18 protein-coding genes are annotated in these 16,972 nt (G+C 67.9%); 8 read left to right on the top strand and 10 right to left on the bottom strand.

What is annotated here, in order from left to right; all coding sequences use genetic code 11:
• Positions 1-58 precede the first annotated feature (58 nt).
• Positions 59-1,582, top strand: coding sequence for a DegQ family serine endoprotease (locus N5I32_RS10460; RefSeq protein ID WP_261495540.1), 1,524 nt, complete (start codon positions 59-61; stop codon positions 1,580-1,582).
• A 53-nt stretch (positions 1,583-1,635) separates the two neighbouring features.
• Here the strand turns inward: N5I32_RS10460 and rfbB are convergent, their stop codons facing one another.
• From rfbB to N5I32_RS10435, 5 genes are all read right to left on the bottom strand, one after another.
• Positions 1,636-2,676, bottom strand: coding sequence for a dTDP-glucose 4,6-dehydratase (gene rfbB, locus N5I32_RS10455; RefSeq protein WP_261495539.1), 1,041 nt, complete (start codon positions 2,674-2,676; stop codon positions 1,636-1,638).
• Positions 2,673-3,242 (bottom strand): dTDP-4-dehydrorhamnose 3,5-epimerase, encoded by a 570-nt coding sequence (gene rfbC, locus N5I32_RS10450; RefSeq protein WP_261495537.1) that lies wholly within the window; start codon positions 3,240-3,242, stop codon positions 2,673-2,675. Before rfbC ends, rfbB begins: the two co-directional genes overlap by 4 nt.
• Before the next feature lie 69 nt (positions 3,243-3,311).
• Positions 3,312-4,184 carry a class I SAM-dependent methyltransferase gene (locus N5I32_RS10445; protein ID WP_261495536.1) on the bottom strand — a complete coding sequence of 291 codons (873 nt, stop codon included), beginning with the start codon at positions 4,182-4,184 and terminating at the stop codon, positions 3,312-3,314.
• Between the two features lie 88 nt (positions 4,185-4,272).
• A complete protein-coding gene (locus tag N5I32_RS10440; RefSeq protein WP_261495535.1) occupies positions 4,273-4,716 on the bottom strand; it encodes a DMT family transporter in 444 nt (147 codons plus the stop codon).
• Between the two features lie 4 nt (positions 4,717-4,720).
• Entirely contained in the window at positions 4,721-5,707 is a 987-nt protein-coding gene (locus tag N5I32_RS10435) for a 2-hydroxyacid dehydrogenase (RefSeq protein ID WP_261495527.1), read from the bottom strand.
• Between the two features lie 115 nt (positions 5,708-5,822).
• On the opposite strand from N5I32_RS10435, the gene N5I32_RS10430 reads away from it, so the two are divergent.
• From N5I32_RS10430 to recO, 3 genes are all read left to right on the top strand, one after another.
• Positions 5,823-6,338 carry an SH3 domain-containing protein gene (locus N5I32_RS10430; RefSeq protein ID WP_439648184.1) on the top strand — a complete coding sequence of 172 codons (516 nt, stop codon included), beginning with the start codon at positions 5,823-5,825 and terminating at the stop codon, positions 6,336-6,338.
• Positions 6,339-6,404: 66 nt separating this feature from the next.
• Positions 6,405-7,289 (top strand): cation diffusion facilitator family transporter, encoded by an 885-nt coding sequence (locus N5I32_RS10425; protein ID WP_261495525.1) that lies wholly within the window; start codon positions 6,405-6,407, stop codon positions 7,287-7,289.
• A gap of 84 nt (positions 7,290-7,373) precedes the next feature.
• Positions 7,374-8,096 carry a DNA repair protein RecO gene (recO, locus tag N5I32_RS10420; RefSeq protein ID WP_261495519.1) on the top strand — a complete coding sequence of 241 codons (723 nt, stop codon included), beginning with the start codon at positions 7,374-7,376 and terminating at the stop codon, positions 8,094-8,096.
• Here the strand turns inward: recO and N5I32_RS10415 are convergent.
• Entirely contained in the window at positions 8,087-8,488 is a 402-nt protein-coding gene (locus N5I32_RS10415; protein ID WP_261495517.1) for an META domain-containing protein, read from the bottom strand. The two genes, recO and N5I32_RS10415, sit on opposite strands and share 10 nt — an antisense overlap.
• Before the next feature lie 130 nt (positions 8,489-8,618).
• Between N5I32_RS10415 and N5I32_RS10410 the strand changes: the two genes are divergently transcribed.
• A complete protein-coding gene (locus N5I32_RS10410; protein ID WP_261495515.1) occupies positions 8,619-9,821 on the top strand; it encodes an MFS transporter in 1,203 nt (400 codons plus the stop codon).
• 13 nt (positions 9,822-9,834) lie between these two features.
• Here N5I32_RS10410 and N5I32_RS10405 read toward each other — a convergent pair whose 3' ends face one another.
• Positions 9,835-11,499 (bottom strand): acyl-CoA dehydrogenase family protein, encoded by a 1,665-nt coding sequence (locus N5I32_RS10405; RefSeq protein ID WP_261495507.1) that lies wholly within the window; start codon positions 11,497-11,499, stop codon positions 9,835-9,837.
• Between the two features lie 163 nt (positions 11,500-11,662).
• On the opposite strand from N5I32_RS10405, the gene N5I32_RS10400 reads away from it, so the two are divergent.
• Positions 11,663-12,421, top strand: coding sequence for a sulfite exporter TauE/SafE family protein (locus tag N5I32_RS10400; RefSeq protein WP_261495506.1), 759 nt, complete (start codon positions 11,663-11,665; stop codon positions 12,419-12,421).
• Positions 12,422-12,424: 3 nt separating this feature from the next.
• On the opposite strand, the gene N5I32_RS10395 is transcribed toward N5I32_RS10400, so the two are convergent.
• Genes N5I32_RS10395 through N5I32_RS10385 form a run of 3 tightly spaced genes read right to left on the bottom strand, consistent with a single transcriptional unit; the run spans position 12,425 to position 14,640 of the window.
• Positions 12,425-13,222, bottom strand: coding sequence for a 3-methyl-2-oxobutanoate hydroxymethyltransferase (locus N5I32_RS10395; RefSeq protein ID WP_261495505.1), 798 nt, complete (start codon positions 13,220-13,222; stop codon positions 12,425-12,427).
• Complete coding sequence (locus tag N5I32_RS10390) at positions 13,222-13,539, bottom strand: MocE family 2Fe-2S type ferredoxin (RefSeq protein WP_261495501.1); 318 nt, start codon at positions 13,537-13,539, stop codon at positions 13,222-13,224. The genes N5I32_RS10395 and N5I32_RS10390 overlap by 1 nt, the downstream gene beginning before the upstream one ends.
• Positions 13,540-13,566: 27 nt before the next feature.
• Entirely contained in the window at positions 13,567-14,640 is a 1,074-nt protein-coding gene (locus tag N5I32_RS10385; protein WP_261495500.1) for a fatty acid desaturase family protein, read from the bottom strand.
• 448 nt (positions 14,641-15,088) lie between these two features.
• Here N5I32_RS10385 and N5I32_RS10380 point away from each other — a divergent pair, with 448 nt between their 5' ends.
• Positions 15,089-15,907: a TIM barrel protein gene (locus N5I32_RS10380; protein WP_261495499.1), complete on the top strand. Its 819-nt coding sequence runs from the start codon at positions 15,089-15,091 to the stop codon at positions 15,905-15,907.
• Positions 15,908-15,998: 91 nt separating this feature from the next.
• Positions 15,999-16,940, top strand: coding sequence for a sugar ABC transporter substrate-binding protein (locus N5I32_RS10375; RefSeq protein ID WP_261495497.1), 942 nt, complete (start codon positions 15,999-16,001; stop codon positions 16,938-16,940).
• Positions 16,941-16,972: the final 32 nt, after the last annotated feature.

Raw genomic sequence — 16,972 nt, 5'->3', positions numbered from 1 at the left:
CCACCGGAGCCCCGGTGTGGGACAAGACTCTGTCCATCCGTCTCGCAGGAAAGACAAGATGATCGGAAAACCTGTTGCATCTGCGGGCCGCAAGATGGTGCTTGCCGGCCTGTCCACCCTTGCCGTGATCGTGGCGCTTGGCGGGCCCCTGCCGCCCCTGCCCTTCGGGGGTGGCGCGGCGATGGCCGCGACCGGCGATCCGCTGGCCTCCTACGCCGATATCGTCGCGGCGAGCAAGCCGGCAGTGGTCACCGTCACGACCGAGATCGCGCGGCCCGTTGACCGGACCGAGCAGCGCGGGCCGCAGGGCTTCCCGCCCGATGAGTTCTTCCGCCGCTTCTTCGGCGAAAACGGACCCTTCCCCGGACTGCCGGATGGACGGCAGGGGCAGGCGCCCGACGAAGCGCCGCAGGGCCGCGCGCTGGGATCCGGCTTCATCGTCTCGGCCGATGGCTACATCGTGACCAACAACCATGTGATCGACGGCGCGACCCGCATCACCGTGAGCCTTGACGACGGGCGAGAGCTACCTGCCACGCTTGTCGGGACAGACACGAAAAGTGACATCGCCGTCCTGAAGGTCGCGGCGGACGGGGCCTTGCCGACCGTGGACTGGGGCGACAGCGACGCGCTGCGCACGGGCGATGCGGTGCTGGCGATCGGCGATCCGTTCGGCATCGGCACCACCGTGACCGCCGGGATCGTGTCGGCGCGCGGGCGCGACCTGCACTCCGGCCCCTATGACGACTTCATCCAGGTCGACGCGGCGATCAACCACGGCAACTCGGGCGGTCCGCTGGTCGACGCCACCGGGCGGGTCGTCGGGATCAACACCGCGATCTATTCGCCGAACGGCGGCAACGTGGGCGTAGGCTTTGCCATTCCGGCCGCCCATGCGCAGAAGGTCGTCGCCAGGATCATCGAGTCGGGGACCATCGAGCACGGCTTCATTGGCGTGTCGATCCAGCCGGTGGACGGGGATATCGCCGGGGCGATCGGGCTTGCGAAGGCCGAGGGCGCATTGGTGAGTTCGGTTCAGGACGGCTCACCCGCCGCGGCGGCGGGCATGTCGGTGGGCGATGTGGTGCTGAGCGTCAACGGCTCCACCATCGCCACGCCCAAGGACCTGTCCCGCGCCATCGCCGACCTTGCGCCGGGCGACAAGGCCGCGCTGGTCGTCCAGCGCGCGGGGGCAGAGGTCCAACTGGCCGTCACCGTCGGCAAGATGGAGGGCGTCGAAACCGCATCGGCCAGCCAGACGGCACCGGGCGGCGAGGTAGCCGTCGCCGATCTGGGCCTGACGCTGAGGACGCTGGAGCCGACCCAGGCCGAGGCGCTGGGGCTGCCGGACGGCACCGCGGGCGCGCTGATCGCGCAGGTCGACCCCGGAAGCGAGGCCGCCGACAAGGGCATCCGCGAGGGCGACGTGATCCTCTCGGTCAACCAGGCCCCGGTGGAAAGCGCGCAGGATGTCGTCGCCGGTGTCGAAAAGGCGAAGGAGAAGCACCGCGATGCCGCGCTACTGATGATTGCGCGGGGTGACAGCCGATCGTTCGTGGCGGTGCCGTTCCACGTCGGCTGACAAGACCAAGGGGGGGGGGGGGCGTGGCCTACGCGCCGCGCCCCTTTCCCGGCTCACCCCCCGGTGCCGAGCCTTCGGCCGACGCCGTCGCGGGTCTGGAGCGCGCGCCACCAGTCCTCGTTGTCGAGGAACCACTGGACCGTGCGTTCCAGACCCTGGTCCAGCGTGACCGAGGGGCGCCAGCCAAGTTCCGCCCGGATGCGCGAGGGGTCGATGGCATAGCGCTTGTCGTGGCCCGGCCGGTCGGAGACAAAGCTGATCTGTTCCGCATAGGGCCGGTTGCCGGGGCGCTTTTCGTCCAGGAGAGCGCAGATCTTCGTCACGATCTGGAGGTTCGTCGCCTCGTTCTCGCCGCCGATGTTGTAGCTGCGCCCGATCCGGCCCTTCCCGACGACCGTGAGCAGCGCGTCCGCATGGTCTTCGACGTAAAGCCAGTCGCGCACGTTGTCGCCCGCGCCGTAGACCGGGATCGGCGCGCCCGCCAGCGCCTTCAGGATCGCGACCGGGATCAGCTTTTCGGGAAAGTGGTAGGGGCCGTAGTTGTTCGAGCAGTTGGTCAGCACGACCGGCAGGCCATAGGTCTCGTGCCATGCACGAACCAGATGGTCCGACGCCGCCTTGGACGCCGAATAGGGTGAGCGCGGATCGTAGGGCGTGTCTTCGGTGAACTGCCCCGTCGCCCCGAGCGAGCCGAACACCTCGTCGGTGGAGATGTGGTGGAAGCGGAAGCCCTCGGGCCGTCCGGCGTCCGACCAGTAGGCACGGGCGGCTTCCAGCATCGTGTAGGTGCCGGTGATGTTCGTTTCGATGAAGGCGGCGGGCCCGTCAATGGATCGGTCCACATGGCTTTCGGCAGCCAGATGCATAATGACATCAGGGCGATGCCGGGCGAGGATCATGTCGATACGGGGGCGGTTGCAGATGTCGGCCTGTTCGAATGTGTAAAGCGGGCTGTCCGACACCTCGGCGACGTTCGACAGGCTTCCCGCATAGGTCAGCTTGTCGAGGTTGACGACCGCGTGGCCCGCGCGGACCGCATGGCGCACCACCGCCGATCCGATGAAGCCGGCGCCTCCGGTGACAAGGATCTTCATGCCCGCTCCTCGTGGATGAAGGGAGTCCGGAAGGCGGCGAAGGACTGTGCCGCCCTGTCTTTGTCCGACAGGATCGCCGCGCCGGGGTCGATGCCCCAGTCGATGCCGAGGTCCGGGTCGTCGAAGCGGACCGCGCCGTCACAGTCGGGCGCATAGAAATCGGAACACTTGTAAAGCACTTCGCAATCGGGTTCGCGGGTGACGAAGCCGTGCAGGAAGCCCGCCGGGATCAGAAGCTGGCGACCGTTCCCGGCGGAAAGCTCCGCCCCCACCCAACGGCCGTAGGTGGGCGAGCCCGCGCGGACATCCACCGCCACGTCGAAGATGCGACCGCGACCGCAGCGCACCAGCTTGTCCTGCGCGTGGGGCGGCGACTGGAAGTGCAAGCCGCGCACCGTGCCGGCATCGCGGGAATAGGAATGGTTGTCCTGCACGAAGACCGTCGCTATGCCCATGTCGGCCAGGGCCCGGGCATTCCAGACCTCGGAAAACCAGCCGCGCGCATCGCCGAAGCGGCGGGGCGTCAGGATAAGGACACCTTCGAGTTCGGTCTGTTCGATCTGCATGAGCCCTGGCCACAACTTTTGCCAGAAGTCATAGGCCCTTGCCCGCGCGCGCGAAAGGGAAAGCTTTCCTCATCCCGGATTCTTGGCGGAAATCACCCAGGAGCTTGACATCATCTGGACGCCATCTTCGGTCACGAAGGGCAGAAGCCGGGCGCGCATGTCCGCCTCGATCGCGGGGCGCTTCGCCTCGCCCAGCGCGCCGGCTTCCCGGTAGACTTCGCCAGCGGGGCCGAGTGCCAGCTGGAAGGCGATCGCATCCTCGATGTCGTTGCCGATGCGGATCATCGCGTCGACCCTGCGGAACGCGATGTCGTCATAGCCGGCGGCGCGCAGTTGTGCCGTGACCATCTCCTGCCCCGCCATGGAAAAGGGGCCGGGGCCGCAGGTGTCCGCATCCTCGCCCGGCGGGGGCAGGTGGGCCAGCGCCACCTCCTTGGCAAGCCCGAGCCAGGGATTGTCGGCGATGGTGCGCCAGACGATCATCACCAGCCGCCCGCCGGGCTTCAGCGCGGTGCGCATGTTGCGCAGGGCGACGACCGGGTTTTCGAAGAACATCGTGCCGAAGCGCGAGAACATCAGGTCGTGGAACGGCGCGAAGGGGTGGCGCTGGATGTCGGCGACTACCCAGTCGATGTTCGCGACGCCCGCCGCCGCCGCATCCCGCCTGCCATGGTCGAGAAAGCCGTCGCAGCAGTCGATCGCGGTCACGCGACCCTCGGGCCCTGCACGCCGCGCCAGCATGATCGCGGTGTCGCCAAAGCCTGCGCCCGCATCCACGATCCGGTCGCCGGGGCTGACCGGCAGAAGCGGGAAGATCGCGTCCGAATGTCGGCCCAGCCCGCCGACGAGGACATGTCGGAAGCGGGTGAACTTCGGCACCAGCACCTCGTTCCAGAAGGTCACGAAATCGCTATCGGGCTGTTCTGCACGGATATCGTCCACGGTAACCCCCATGGTTTGGGTCGGCAGCACCATCCGCTGGCCTGGCTGGCACGGATGGTACCACGAATTCGGCCGTTTGCGCAGGCTTTCAGAGCCGCGACAGCACAAGGCCCGCCGCGACCAGCGCCACGGCGATCAGGCGCCGGGGCGAAACCGGCTGGACCACGACGCCAAAGGCACCGACGTGGTCGATCAGCAGTGCCGCGCCCAACTGCCCCAGGATCAGCGCGGCAAGGGCCGTGACCACGCCGAGGGTGGATATGGTCGCGACCATCGCCCAGACATAGAACGCCCCCAGGAGGCCGCCCGCGAACTGCCAGAAGGGCACACCGCCCAGCCGCGCCATTGCGCCGCCCGAGCCAATAAGCGAGAGCGCCAGTAGCGCCGCGAAACCCACGCCGAAGGACACGGTGGCGGCGACAAGCGGGCTTTGCAGCGACCGCCCGAGTGCGCCGTTGACCGGCGCCTGCACCGCGACGGCCGCGCCGCCCAGCACGATCAGCAGGACCGCGATCCAGCCCCCGCCGGTCATCGCCTCACAGCATCCCCGGCACGACGAGGTCGGGCGGGCGGTGGCCGTCGGCGAAGGTCTTGATGTTGATGATGACCTTTTCGCCCATCTCGATCCGGCCCTCGACGGTGGCAGACCCCATGTGGGGCAGAAGGACGACGTTGGGCAGTTCGCGCAGGCGCGGATTGACCTCGTGCCCATGCTCGAAGACATCGAGCCCCGCGCCCGCGATCTCGCCCGCGCGCAACATCCGGGTCAGCGCGTTTTCGTCGATCACCTCGCCGCGCGAGGTGTTAACGATGACGGCCGAGGGCTTCATCAGCTTCAGCCGCCGCGCGTTCATCAGATGGAACGTCGCCGGCGTGTGCGGGCAGTTGATCGACAGGACATCCATCCGGCTGACCATCTGGTCGAGGCTTTCCCACCAGGTCGCCTCCACCTCCGCCTCCTGCTCGGGGCGTAGGCGCCGGCGGTTGTGGTAGTGCACCTGCATGCCGAAGGCGCGGGCCCGGCGCGCGACGGCGGTGCCGATGCGCCCCATGCCCAGGATGCCAAGTCGCCGTCCGCCGACACGCCCGCCCATGAAGGCCGTCGGCGCCCAGCCCTGCCATTCACCCGTTTGCATGACCGCCAGCCCCTCGGGGATGCGCCGGGTGACCGCAAGCACCAGCGCCATGGTCATGTCGGCCGTATCCTCGGTGACGACGCCGGGGGTGTTCGACACCAGAACCCCGCGCTGGCGGGCCGAGGCCACGTCGATATGGTCGATCCCGGCGCCGTAGTTGGCGATCAGCTTCAGCTTCTCGCCCGCCTGCGCCAGAAGGTTGGCGTCGACATGGTCGGTGACGCAGGGAACCAGAACATCGGCGCGCCGCATCGCCGCGGCCAGTTCGTCGCGGCTCATCTTCGTATCGGGATCGCGCAGGTCGACGTCGAAGAGTTCCTTCATCCGGGTTTCAACCGCCTCGGGCAGGCGTCGCGTGACGACAACACTCAGACGCTGTGAAGGCATGGCGGCTTCTCCTCTCTTTCGCGGCGCGTTCCGAGTTGGCAAAGTGCAGGGGAACGGGGCAAGTCACAAGCCCCGAAAAGGGCGCCACGGGCAGGCGCGAGGGCATGAGAGCAGGATGATGAAACGGTCGGGTATCGGCGCTATCGCGATGGCAGCGGTCTTGATGACGTGCGGCCCCCTCGGGGCTGCGCAGGGGGACGAGGCACGGGGGCCGGTCACCAACCTGCCCCTGCCACGCTTCGTGTCGCTGAAGACGAGCGAGGGGAACGTGCGCCGCGGGCCCAGCCTGTCGCACCGGATCGACTGGGTCTTCACCCATCGGTCGATGCCGCTCAGGATCACCGCCGAATTCGGCCACTGGCGGCGGGTCGAGGATAACGAGGGCCAGGGCGGCTGGATCCACTATTCGCTTCTCTCGGGCGTGCGCACCGTGCTGGTCGAGGAAGACATGGCCGCGCTGCGCACCCGGCCCGAGCCGGACGCCCCGGTGCTGGCCCAGGCACAGGCCGGGGTGATCGCGCGGCTGGGGGCCTGCGATGCGGACTGGTGCGAGATATCCGCCGACGGCGGCGACGGCTGGGTGGCAAAGTCAGCTCTCTGGGGTGTCGATCCCGACGAGGTGCGCGACTGATCCCGCGGCCTCTGGCCCGGCATGGCGCGATGCGCTAGGGGTGCGCAAGGGCAACGGAGCGGTAGGATGTCCGGAAAGGATCACACCAGGCTGAACATCTCGGCGGGGCTCGCCTCGGTCACCGTGGCGGCGATGCTTGTCGCGCTCAAGCTCTGGGCGCTGGGGCTGACCTCCTCGCTTTCGGTCGCGGCCTCGCTGGCCGACAACGCGCTTGATCTAATGATCTCGGTGGGCGGACTTGTCGCGATCCTCTACGCCGCGCGCCCGGCGGATGAGGACCATGCCTTCGGCCATACCTCGGTCGAGGATCTGGCCGCGCTTGCGCAGGCGCTTTTCGTCGGGGTTTCGGGCGTGGTGATCGGCTGGGCCGCGGCCTCGCGTCTGCTGGGGGCGTCCGACGCGCGGATCGGGGCTGAAGGGCAGGGGATCGCCGTGATGGCTGTCTCGATCCTGCTCACGCTCGGGCTTGTCCTCTGGCAGCGGCGGGTGGCACGGCGGACCGGCAGCCGGGTCGTCGCCGCGGATTCGCTGCACTACCTGTCGGACCTGTTGCCCACCCTCGGCGCGATCGGCGCGCTCTGGGCCTCACGGCGTTTCGGCATCGCGCATGTCGACAGCGTCGTGGCGCTGGCCTCGGCGCTGATCCTGCTGGTCGGCGCGCTCCGGATCGGCAAGGGCGCCTGGGATGCGCTGATGGACCGGACCGCCGATCCAGCGCTGGTCGAGGCGATCGCCGCGATCGCCCGCGACTGGCCAGGCGTGCACGGCTTTCACGACCTCAAGACCCGAACCGCGGGAAGCCGGGTCTTCGTCAACATCCACATCGAACTCGACGGCGACCAGAGCCTTCGCGAGGCGCACGCCATCGGCGCGGGCCTGCGCCGGCGGATCATCGAGCAGCATCCCCAATGCGACGTGATCGTGCACAAGGACGTTGTGCGCGAGACCTGAAGCATCGGGGCGGCCATCCCCCTTGTCGCAGCCCGTGGACTTCGCGGCCCAACGCGGGGATAGTCGCCCGCGGGAGGGGCGCGGATGGAATGGCGGGACGAAGGCACGGTGCTGGCCGTGCGGCCGCATGGCGAGACCAGCGCCATCATCGAGGTCTTCACGGCCGCGCACGGACGGCACGCGGGTGTTGTGCGGGGTGGCGCCTCGCGGCGGATCGCGCCATTTCTGCAACCGGGCGCGCATCTGGATCTGACCTGGCGTGCACGCCTGGACGAACACATCGGCGCCTTCTCGGTCGAACCCCTGCGGATGCGCAGCGGCGTGATGGCTGACCGGCTGGCCCTGTCTGCGCTGAATTCGGCCTGTGCCCTGCTGCACTTCGCCTTGCCGGAACGGGAACCGCATCCGGGGCTTTACCGGTCGAGCATGACGCTGCTGGACGCGCTGGGCGAGGGCGGCGACTGGATGCCCGCCTACCTGCGCTGGGAGGCGCTGCTGCTTGAGGATCTGGGTTACGGCCTGGACCTGAGCGCCTGCGCCGTCACCGGCAGCCGGGAGGATCTGGCCTATGTCAGCCCGAAGTCGGGCCGGGCCGTGGCGCGGGGGGCGGCTGGCCAATGGGCCGACCGGCTACTGCCCTTGCCGGCCTGCCTGATGGGGCAGGGCCCGGCGACGCTGGCCGACGTGCGCGCGGGTCTGACCACGACCGGCTGGTTTCTCGAACACCGGCTGGCGCCCGACCTCGGCACGCGGCCTCTGCCCGAGGCGCGGCGGCGGTTCGTCGCGCTTCTCGCCCGTCAGGGCTGAAGACGGTCGAAGGCCATCTCGCGCCCGTCGGGGGACGACAGGATGAGGGTTTCGCCCTGCACCTCGGCCCGCGTCATCGCGGCCAGCGCGGCGAAGTAGGCGGCTTCCTCCGCCAAAGCCGGACAGGCGCGGCGGGTGGCGCGCAGGGGGCCCAGGCGGAACGCGGGCAGGGCGTCAAGCTGCGCGCCACCATAGCTGTTGCAGGGGGCCTCTCCGGCCACCTGGCCCGGCTCCGGAAAGGTCAGGGTCGCGCGGGCGCCGATGGCCGCGCCGTCGAGGCGCGCCAGTGTCCAGGCGGAGCCGGCTTCGGGAAGCCCGGTCATGTCGTCCTCCGCGTTGCAGGCGCCGGCCGCGAGCACAAGCGTGAGGGCGGGAAACAGAAGGATGCGCATCCTGCGACCATAGCGCCCGCAGGGGCGTTCTGCCAGTGCCGCGGCACATGCGTCCAATGCGACGCAGGCATGTCGAAAACAGCGGCGACTTTGCCCGCCGCATCGGGTCTGACGGGTGCAGGAGACCCTGATGATCGGCCGATACATCCCGACCTTCCTGCGCCATGCACCCGTCCCCGGCGTGCAGGGCTTCGCCCTTCTGGCGGGTATCGAGGCGACGGTTCGGGGCATCCTTGTGTCGGTCTGGCCGCTTGTCATCTACAAGGCGCTGGGCGATGCCGAACGCGTCAGCCAGCTTTATTTCTATGCCGGGATCCTGTCGTTCAGCTACGGCATGCTGCTGCCCTGGATCGGCCGCTACGTCGCCCGGCGCTGGCTTTACACGATCGGCATGGCCTTCTACATCGCCGGTCCGGGCGCGGCGATCCTTGGCGGGCCGGTGCTGACGCCGATCGGCCTTCTGTTGATGAGCTGGGCGACGATGACCTCGTTCACCTGCATCAACGCCTATTTGATGGACTTCATCGCGCGCCAGGAACTGGGCCGGGTGGAGACGCTGAAGCTGTCCTACAGTGCTGCGTCCTGGACCATCGGGCCGATGCTGGGCGTGTGGCTCTGGAAGCTCTGGGCGCCCTTGCCGTTTCTCATCGCGATGAGCTTTGCCCTGGTTCTGGCGGCGGCCTTCTGGGCGATGCGGATGGGCAACGGCAAGACGATCACGCGCGCCCGCGCACCGGCGCCGAACCCGCTGGCGTTTCTCGGCCGCTTCTTCGCCCAGCCGCGGCTGGTGGCGGGCTGGCTTTTCGCCGTGCTTCGGTCGGTGGGCTGGTGGGTCTACATCGTGTATCTGCCGATCTACTGCATCGAGGCGGGCCTCGGCGACCAGATCGCGAGCTTCGTCTATTCGGTGTCGAACGCACTTCTTTTCCTGTCGCCGCTGATGCTGCGGTGGATGCAGCGCCGCGGCCTCAGGCGGGCCGTGGTCATCTCCTTCGCGGCGGCGGCGGCGTGCTTCGCCGCAGCCGGCCTCGCGCCGGTATGGCCGCCGCTGTCGCTGGTCACCCTCTTTGCCGGGTCGTTCTTCCTGGTGATGCTGGACACGTTCGGCGGCCTGCCGTTCCTGATGGCCGTCCGCCCGGCTGAACGGGCCGAGATGTCGGCGGTCTACGCGAGCTTTCGCGACGTGTCTGGCATCCTGACACCGGGCTTTGCCTGGCTGGTGTTGCTGGTCGCGCCGGTTCCGGGCGTCTTCGTCGCCTGCGGGGCCGGGCTGGCCATCGCCGCGGGGGTCGCGACGCAGCTTCATCCGCGTCTGGGCGCGCGGCGGGCCTGAGCGCGGCCGCGCCTCAGTCCAGAAGCCGCCGCGCGATGACCTGCGCCTGGATCTCCGCCGCCCCCTCGAAGATGTTCAGGATACGCGCGTCGCAGAGGATGCGGCTGATCCGGTATTCGAGCGCAAAGCCGTTGCCGCCGTGTATCTGCAGCGCATTGTCCGCCGCCGCCCAGGCGACGCGGGCGCCCAGAAGCTTCGCCATCCCCGCCTCAAGGTCGCACCGCTTGTCGTGGTCCTTCTGCCAGGCCGAATGATAGGTCAGTTGCCGTGCGATCATGATCTCGACCGCCATCATGGCGAGCTTGCCCGAGACGCGCGGAAACGCGATCAGCGACTTGCCGAACTGCTTGCGGTCTTCGGCATATTGCATCCCGACCTCCAGCGCCGACTGCGCGACGCCGATGGCCCGCGCGGCGGTCTGGATGCGGGCGGATTCGAAGGTCTGCATCAGCTGCTTGAAGCCCTGCCCGGGCACGCCGCCCAGAAGGTTCTCGCCCTTCACCCTGAAGCCGTCAAAGCCAAGCTCGTATTCCTTCATCCCGCGGTAGCCCAGAACCTCGATCTCGCCGCCGGTCATGCCGGGCGTGGGAAAGGGCTCCGCGTCGGTGCCGGGGGTCTTTTCGGCGAGAAACATCGACAGGCCGCGATAATCGGTCGTCGCCGGATCGGTGCGCGCCAGAAGCGTCATCACATGGGTGCGCGCGGCATGGGTGATCCAGGTCTTGTTGCCGGTCACTTCCCAGTCATCGCCCACCTTCACCGCGCGGGTGCGCAGGCTTCCGAGGTCCGACCCGGTGTTCGGTTCGGTGAAGACCGCGGTCGGCAGGATCTCGCCGCTGGCCAGCTTCGGCAGCCACTGCGCCTTCTGTTCGGTCGTGCCGCCGCACAGGATCAACTCCGCCGCGATCTCCGATCGGGTGCCAAGGCTGCCCACGCCGATATAACCGCGGCTCAGTTCTTCGCTGACCACGACCATGGACGCCTTCGACAGGCCCAGCCCGCCGAAATCTTCCGGGATGGTCAGGCCGAAGACGCCAAGTTCGGCGAGTTCGGAGATGATCTCCATCGGGATCAGCTCGTCCTTCAGGTGCCAGTCGTGGGCGTTTGGCACCACGCGTTCTTCCGCGTAGCGGCGGAACTGGTCGCGGATCATCTCCAGCTCGTCGTCCAGCCCGGTCGCCCCGAAGGTGGCGCGGCCATGGTTCTCGCGCATGAGTTGAACAAGCCGGTCACGGGCGGCGGGGGTGTTGCCGCGCGCGATCAGCGTGGCGGCGGCCCCGTCCGGCGCCCACGACAGGCCTAGGTCGGACAGGCGCGCGATCTCGCCCTGGCTCATCGGGATGCCGCCCGCGATCTGGGCAAGGTATTCGCCGAAGCCGATCTGGAGAATGAGACGTTCCATCTCTCCGAGGCTGTCAGCTTCCGCGAGGCGCACCGCCCAGGCGTTCAGCTGGCGCAGGGCCTCGGCATAGGTGGCAAGCCAGGAAAGCGCGTGGGCCGCAAACTGATGGGTTTCCAGCGCCGCGCCCGAAACCTTGCCGTCCCGCTCGACAAGCGCGCGCACGGCGGCGGTGGCGTCGGCCAGAATGCCCTCGACTTGCGGCAAGGCCGCTGCGGTCAGTTCCGCAAGGTCGGAAAGGATTGCGGTTGTCGGCATTTCCGCCCCGTCATGCGCCATCTGTCGGCTCCCTTGCTGCGGTTGCACTCTCCTAGCCATTTCGCAATCGCAGCGCAATATTAATTCGTGAAGTTTGCACGGATCGCACGAAAGTGTCGCGTTCAATTTCTCCGTGCAGACCCTTTGCCCCAAGGCTATAGCGGGCGCGAAGGGGCGATTGTCGATGTTCGGACTCGATCTGACGATATTTCTTATGGCGGCGGGCGTCACCCTTCTGGCCGGCCTCGTCAAGGGGGCGGTCGGATTTGCCATGCCGATGATCATGATCTCGGGCCTCGCCTCCTTTCTTCCCGCGGAAGAGGCGCTGGTGGCGCTGATTCTGCCGACGCTGCTGACCAATTGCGTGCAGGCGTTGCGGCAGGGGCCGGCGGCGGCGCTTGCGGCGGTCCGGGGCTACTGGCGGATGATCGCGACGCTGGTGGTCTTTGTCCTTCTGACCGCGCAGGCGGTGCCACGGATGCCTCAGGCGCTGCTGCTGGGGGCCCTGGGTCTGCCCATCGTCCTGTTCGCGCTCAGCCAGCTTGCCGGGCGCCAGATCCGGTTCGACGCACGCCACCGCGGCCGGGCCGAGGTGCTGAGCGGACTTGTCGGGGGCGTCTATGGCGGGCTTTCGGGTGTCTGGGGCCCGCCCACCATCGCGCTTCTGGTGTCGCTCGACGCCGGCAAGCGCGAAAGCGTGCGGGTGCAGGGGGTGGTCTACATGATCGGTTCAGCCGCGTTGCTGGCCGGACACGCGGGGTCGGGCGTCATCACGCCCGACAGGCTCTGGCTGTCGGCGGGGCTGGTGCTGCCCGCGCTGGCCGGTCTCTGGCTGGGCTTCGCGATTCAGGACCGGCTGGACCCCGCGCGCTTCCGGCGCTGGACGCTGGTGGTGCTGACCATCACCGGGCTGAACCTGATCCGGCGGGCCTTCGCCGTCTGACGGTCAGCCCGCGCCAAGCGCGCTCAGGAAGGCGTCGAATTCCTCCGGCTCGATCGGGACAAGGTGCTGTGGCGCGGGGTAGGCGCCGCTCCGCACCTCGCCGGCGAATTCGCGGAAGGCGGCGATCCGTTCCTGCTGAAGCCGCTCGTACTCCGCGGCGAAGTTGCGGTAGGTCTTGGCGTGACGCGGGCGGTGGCCGCGCGTGCAGCCCAGCACATCCTCGGCGAACAGATACTGCGCATCCGCCCCGGCCCCCGCCCCCATCGAGAAGAGGAGAAGCGAGGTGCGCCGCGAAATCTCGGTGGCGACCCGTTCCGGCACGACCTCAAGTTCCGCGCCGAGGGCGCCCGCCTCCTCCAGCGCCTGCACATGCCGCCAGACGGCCAGCGCGCTGTCGGCGGTCTTGCCCACCGCCTTGAACCCGCCGGTCCAGGTGGCCTTGGACGGGATCAGCCCGACATGGCTGATGACCGGGATCCCCTCCTCCGCCAGCGCCCGGATGGTGCCGAGCCCGGCCGCGCAATAGACGCAGTCGCCGCCGATCCGCATCGCGCGGTGCGCCGCGCGCAGGTAATCCTCGGTCGTCACAAGCTCGCCGTAGAGGAGCCCCACCTGGACGAAGCAGTCGCCCGCCGCTTCCCGCATCGCCGGGGTCCAGAGCGGGTCGATGATCGACAGGATGTCGATCCCCGCCGCCGCCGCCGCGCGCGCCTCGTCAAGCGTTTCGACATAGAGCATGGTCATCTGGCGGCGGCCCTTCAGGGCGCGCAGACCGGCCACGGTCATCCGGTTGTGCCGCATCACGACGCCACCCCGATCAGCACGCGCCCGCCCTCGACCTTCGCCGGATAGGTGCGCAGGTTCACACAGACGGGCGCGCGCATCGCCTCGCCGGTGCGGTAGTCGAACTGGCCGTTATGCTTGGGGCATTCGATCAGGTGATCCATGACAAGGCCATCGGCCAGATGGACCTGTTCGTGCGTGCAAAGCCCGTCGGTGCAGAAATAGTCATCCTCCGGGCTGCGATAGATCGCATAGGTCCGCCCGCCGTGGTCGAAGCGGATCACGTCTTCGGCGTCGACATCCTCCGCGCCGCAAGCATCAATCCAGTCGGTCATCTCTCTCTCCCTTGGTTTTCTGGTGTCTCAGGCGGCGTTTCCGGCCGCGGCGGCATGGAAATCCTCGCGGTAGGGCCGCGCGGTGGCGGGCAGCTCGCGCCTGAGGAAATAGTCTTCGTGGGCGAGTTGGCGCCTGAGGACCGGCAGCACCTCCCGGTAGGCGTGCCACATCGAGGGGTTGGGCGCGGGAAGGTCGTCCTTGATGCGGTCGTGGAGCGCCGGCAGGCGGTGATAGGGCACCATCGGGAACATGTGGTGTTCGACGTGGTAGTTCATGTTCCAGTAGATGAAGCGGCTGATCGGGTTCATGTGGACGGTGCGGCTGTTCAGCCGGTGATCCACCACGTTGTCGGCCAGCCCCGCGTGCTGAAGCACGCCGGTCAGAACGTGGTGCCAGGCGCCGTAAAGCCGGGGCAGGCCGATCAGCATCAGCGGCAGGATGGACCCCGTCCAGACCGCGACGGCAAGGGTCGCGGCATAGATCGCCACCCAGATGCGGGCCACGCGGATGACCTTGGGATGCTCGCTTTCGGGGATGAAGCTCGCCTCCTCCGGGTCGAGCCTGCCGCTGGCGTTCAGAAGCATCCGCGCCCAGCCGTTCCAGGCGTCGAGGATGCCGAAGAGGTTCAGCACGATGCGGAAAAGCGCGGGCGGCCGCATCGCGACAATCTCCGGGTCGCGCCCGACGATGATCGTGTCGGTGTGGTGGCGCGCGTGGCTCCAGCGCCAGGTCACGGGATTGCGGACCATGCAGAAGGACGCGATCTGGTAGACCGCGTTGTTCATCCAGGCGGTCCGGAAAGCGGTGCCATGGCCGCATTCGTGCCAGCGTGAATCCATCGCCGACCCGTAAAGGACGCCATAGGCCAGCCAGAACGGCGCCGACCAAAGGCTTGGCCAGAGCGCGACGCCAAGCGCCGCCAGGGTCGCCATCGCCCCGAAGAGGATGATCGTGTCGCGGATCGCGGGCTGATCCTCGCGCGCCATGAAGGCCTTCATTTCCTTGCGCGGCACGTCGGAGTGATACCACTCGGCCGCGGCAAGGCCTGATTGCACCGCGCGCCGCGCATCCTCTCCGAGCAGGCTGTAGTCGCGTTTCATCGGACCCTCCCGGTCGTCATTGCGCCGGTGAAGATACCCTGCCGGCCTATGTCGGCCTATGGAGGCGGGCGAATGTCACGTCAAAAGCCATCAGGAATGGGGTAAATGAATGAGCGAATTTCGTCATCCGTGGCGCAATGGCAGGGACGGCGCTTCCGGCGGGTCTGTCGCCAGAGCTCGGGCCTGGTCCAGCCAAGGGGTGAGAAGATGTGGGAGTTTCTTGTGAAATCAGATACAAAGCTGACTCTGTCATGCTGCTCTGGGATCCCGCAAGGGAGTTGGCAGCGCGATGGCGGGAAATGAATGATGTAAAAACATCATTGATGGGGTGCCGGTGTTCGTCAGAAATGAAAGGAAATCGGCGTCTCTCGTTGACGACTCGCCATCCGGGGGGCGAACGTCATGCGCGGTCGAGCTGCAGGGAAAGCCGACCGGGGAGGAAGCCGACATGGTGCCGTTTGCGCTGAACCACATGAGTGTGGCGAGGATGAGTTTCGCCGAACTGCTCGACACGGCCGCAGCGCTGGGCTGCGTGGGCGTCGAGGTGCGCAACGACCTGCCGCAGCCCCTGTTCGACGGGCTTGCCCCGGAAGCCGCGGGTGCGATGGCGAGCGACCGCGGGCTGCGCCTTCTGGCGGTGGCCGAGGTCAAGCGCTTCAACGACTGGTCCGGCGACAAGGCCGCCGAGGCGCTTGAACTGATGCGGATCGCGCGTGCCTGCGGGGCCGAGACGGTCAGCCTGATCCCGCGCAACGACGGGCTCGGCATGGGGAACGGCGAGCGTCAGGCCAACCTGCGCGTGGCTTTGCGCGACCTCCGCCCCATGCTCGAGGATCACGGGCTGATCGGACTGGTCGAGCCGCTGGGCTTCGAGATCTGCGCCCTGCGCTACAAGTCCGAAGCGGTCGAGACGATCGAGGCGCTGGAGGCGGGGGACAGCTTCCGCCTGGTGCACGACACGTTCCACCACACGCTGGCCGGCGGCGGCCCGTTCTTCGCGGGCCACACCGGCATCATCCACATCTCCGGCGTCGTCGACCCAGAGCTTGCCGTCGACGAGATGGGCGACGAACACCGCGTCTTCGTGGACGGGCGCGACCGGCTTGGCAACATCGCCCAAATCCGCGCCCTGCGCGCGGCGGGGTTCGCGGGGCCCGTCTCGATGGAAAGCTTTGCCCCCGAGGTGCATGCTCTTGCAGACCCGAAGGCCGCACTCGCCCGGTCCTTCGATTTCATCCGGCAGGAACTGGGGGAAATGGCTGCCTAGGCGGGACAGAAGCGAAGGAGCGGCCCAGAGAGGCCATCCGGCATCATTTCAGGGAGAACGGGTGGGCCGGACACCCGATGTGGAGGAAGACATGAGGAAGACACTGATCGTGGCGGGCTTTGCCACGCTGATGGGAACGACCGCCATGGCCGAAACGGTCGGCGTGTCGATGGCGCTGTTCGATGACAACTTCCTGACCGTGCTCAGGAACGGCATCCAGAAATATGCCGACGAACAGGGGCACAGCGTGCAGATCGAGGACGCCCAGAACGACGTGGCCAAGCAACTTGACCAGATCAACAACTTCATCGCCTCGGGCGTGGACGCGATCATCGTCAACCCGGTCGACACCTCGGCCACGCAGGCGATGACGGATGCCGCCGCCGCCGCGGGCGTGCCGCTTGTCTACGTGAACCGCCAGCCGATCAACCTCGACACGCTGCCCGACAACCAGGCCTTCGTCGCCTCGAACGAGGTGGACTCGGGCACGCTCGAGACCATCGCGCTCTGCGACAACTGGGCGGCCGAGGGCAAGACCGAGGTCAACGTCTATGTCATGCAGGGTGAACTGTCGAACCAGGCGGCCGTGCAGCGCACCCAGGACATCTACGACGTGATCGAGGCCGGCAAGTGCAAGGTGAAGGTCAACGTGATCGACCAGCAGACCGCCAACTGGAGCCGGGACCAGGCCCAGAACCTGATGACAAACTGGCTGTCGACCGGCGCCGCCTTCGACGGCGTCATCTCCAACAACGACGAGATGGCGATCGGCGCGATCCAGGCGATGAAGGCCGCGGGCATCGACATGGCGACCGTGCAGGTCGGCGGCGTCGATGCGACGCAGGACGCTCTGGCGGCGATGCAGGCGGGCGATCTGGACGTGACCGTGTTCCAGAACGCGGCTGCGCAGGGCTCCGGCTCGCTCGACGCGGCGGTGAAACTGGCCAAGGGCGAGGCCGTCGAGCAGAAGGTCTGGGTGCCCTTCGAGCTTGTCACGCCGGCCAACGTTGCCGACTACCTGGCGAAGAACTGACGCCCCTCGGGGCCGGGGCGGCGGCATTCCTG

The sequence above is a fragment of the Albidovulum sediminis genome, from assembly GCF_025380365.1.
In the GTDB taxonomy this organism is placed as follows: domain Bacteria; phylum Pseudomonadota; class Alphaproteobacteria; order Rhodobacterales; family Rhodobacteraceae; genus Albidovulum; species Albidovulum sediminis.
Note: the sequence above shows the minus strand (reverse complement) of the source record. Positions and strands in the feature narration are given on the sequence as shown.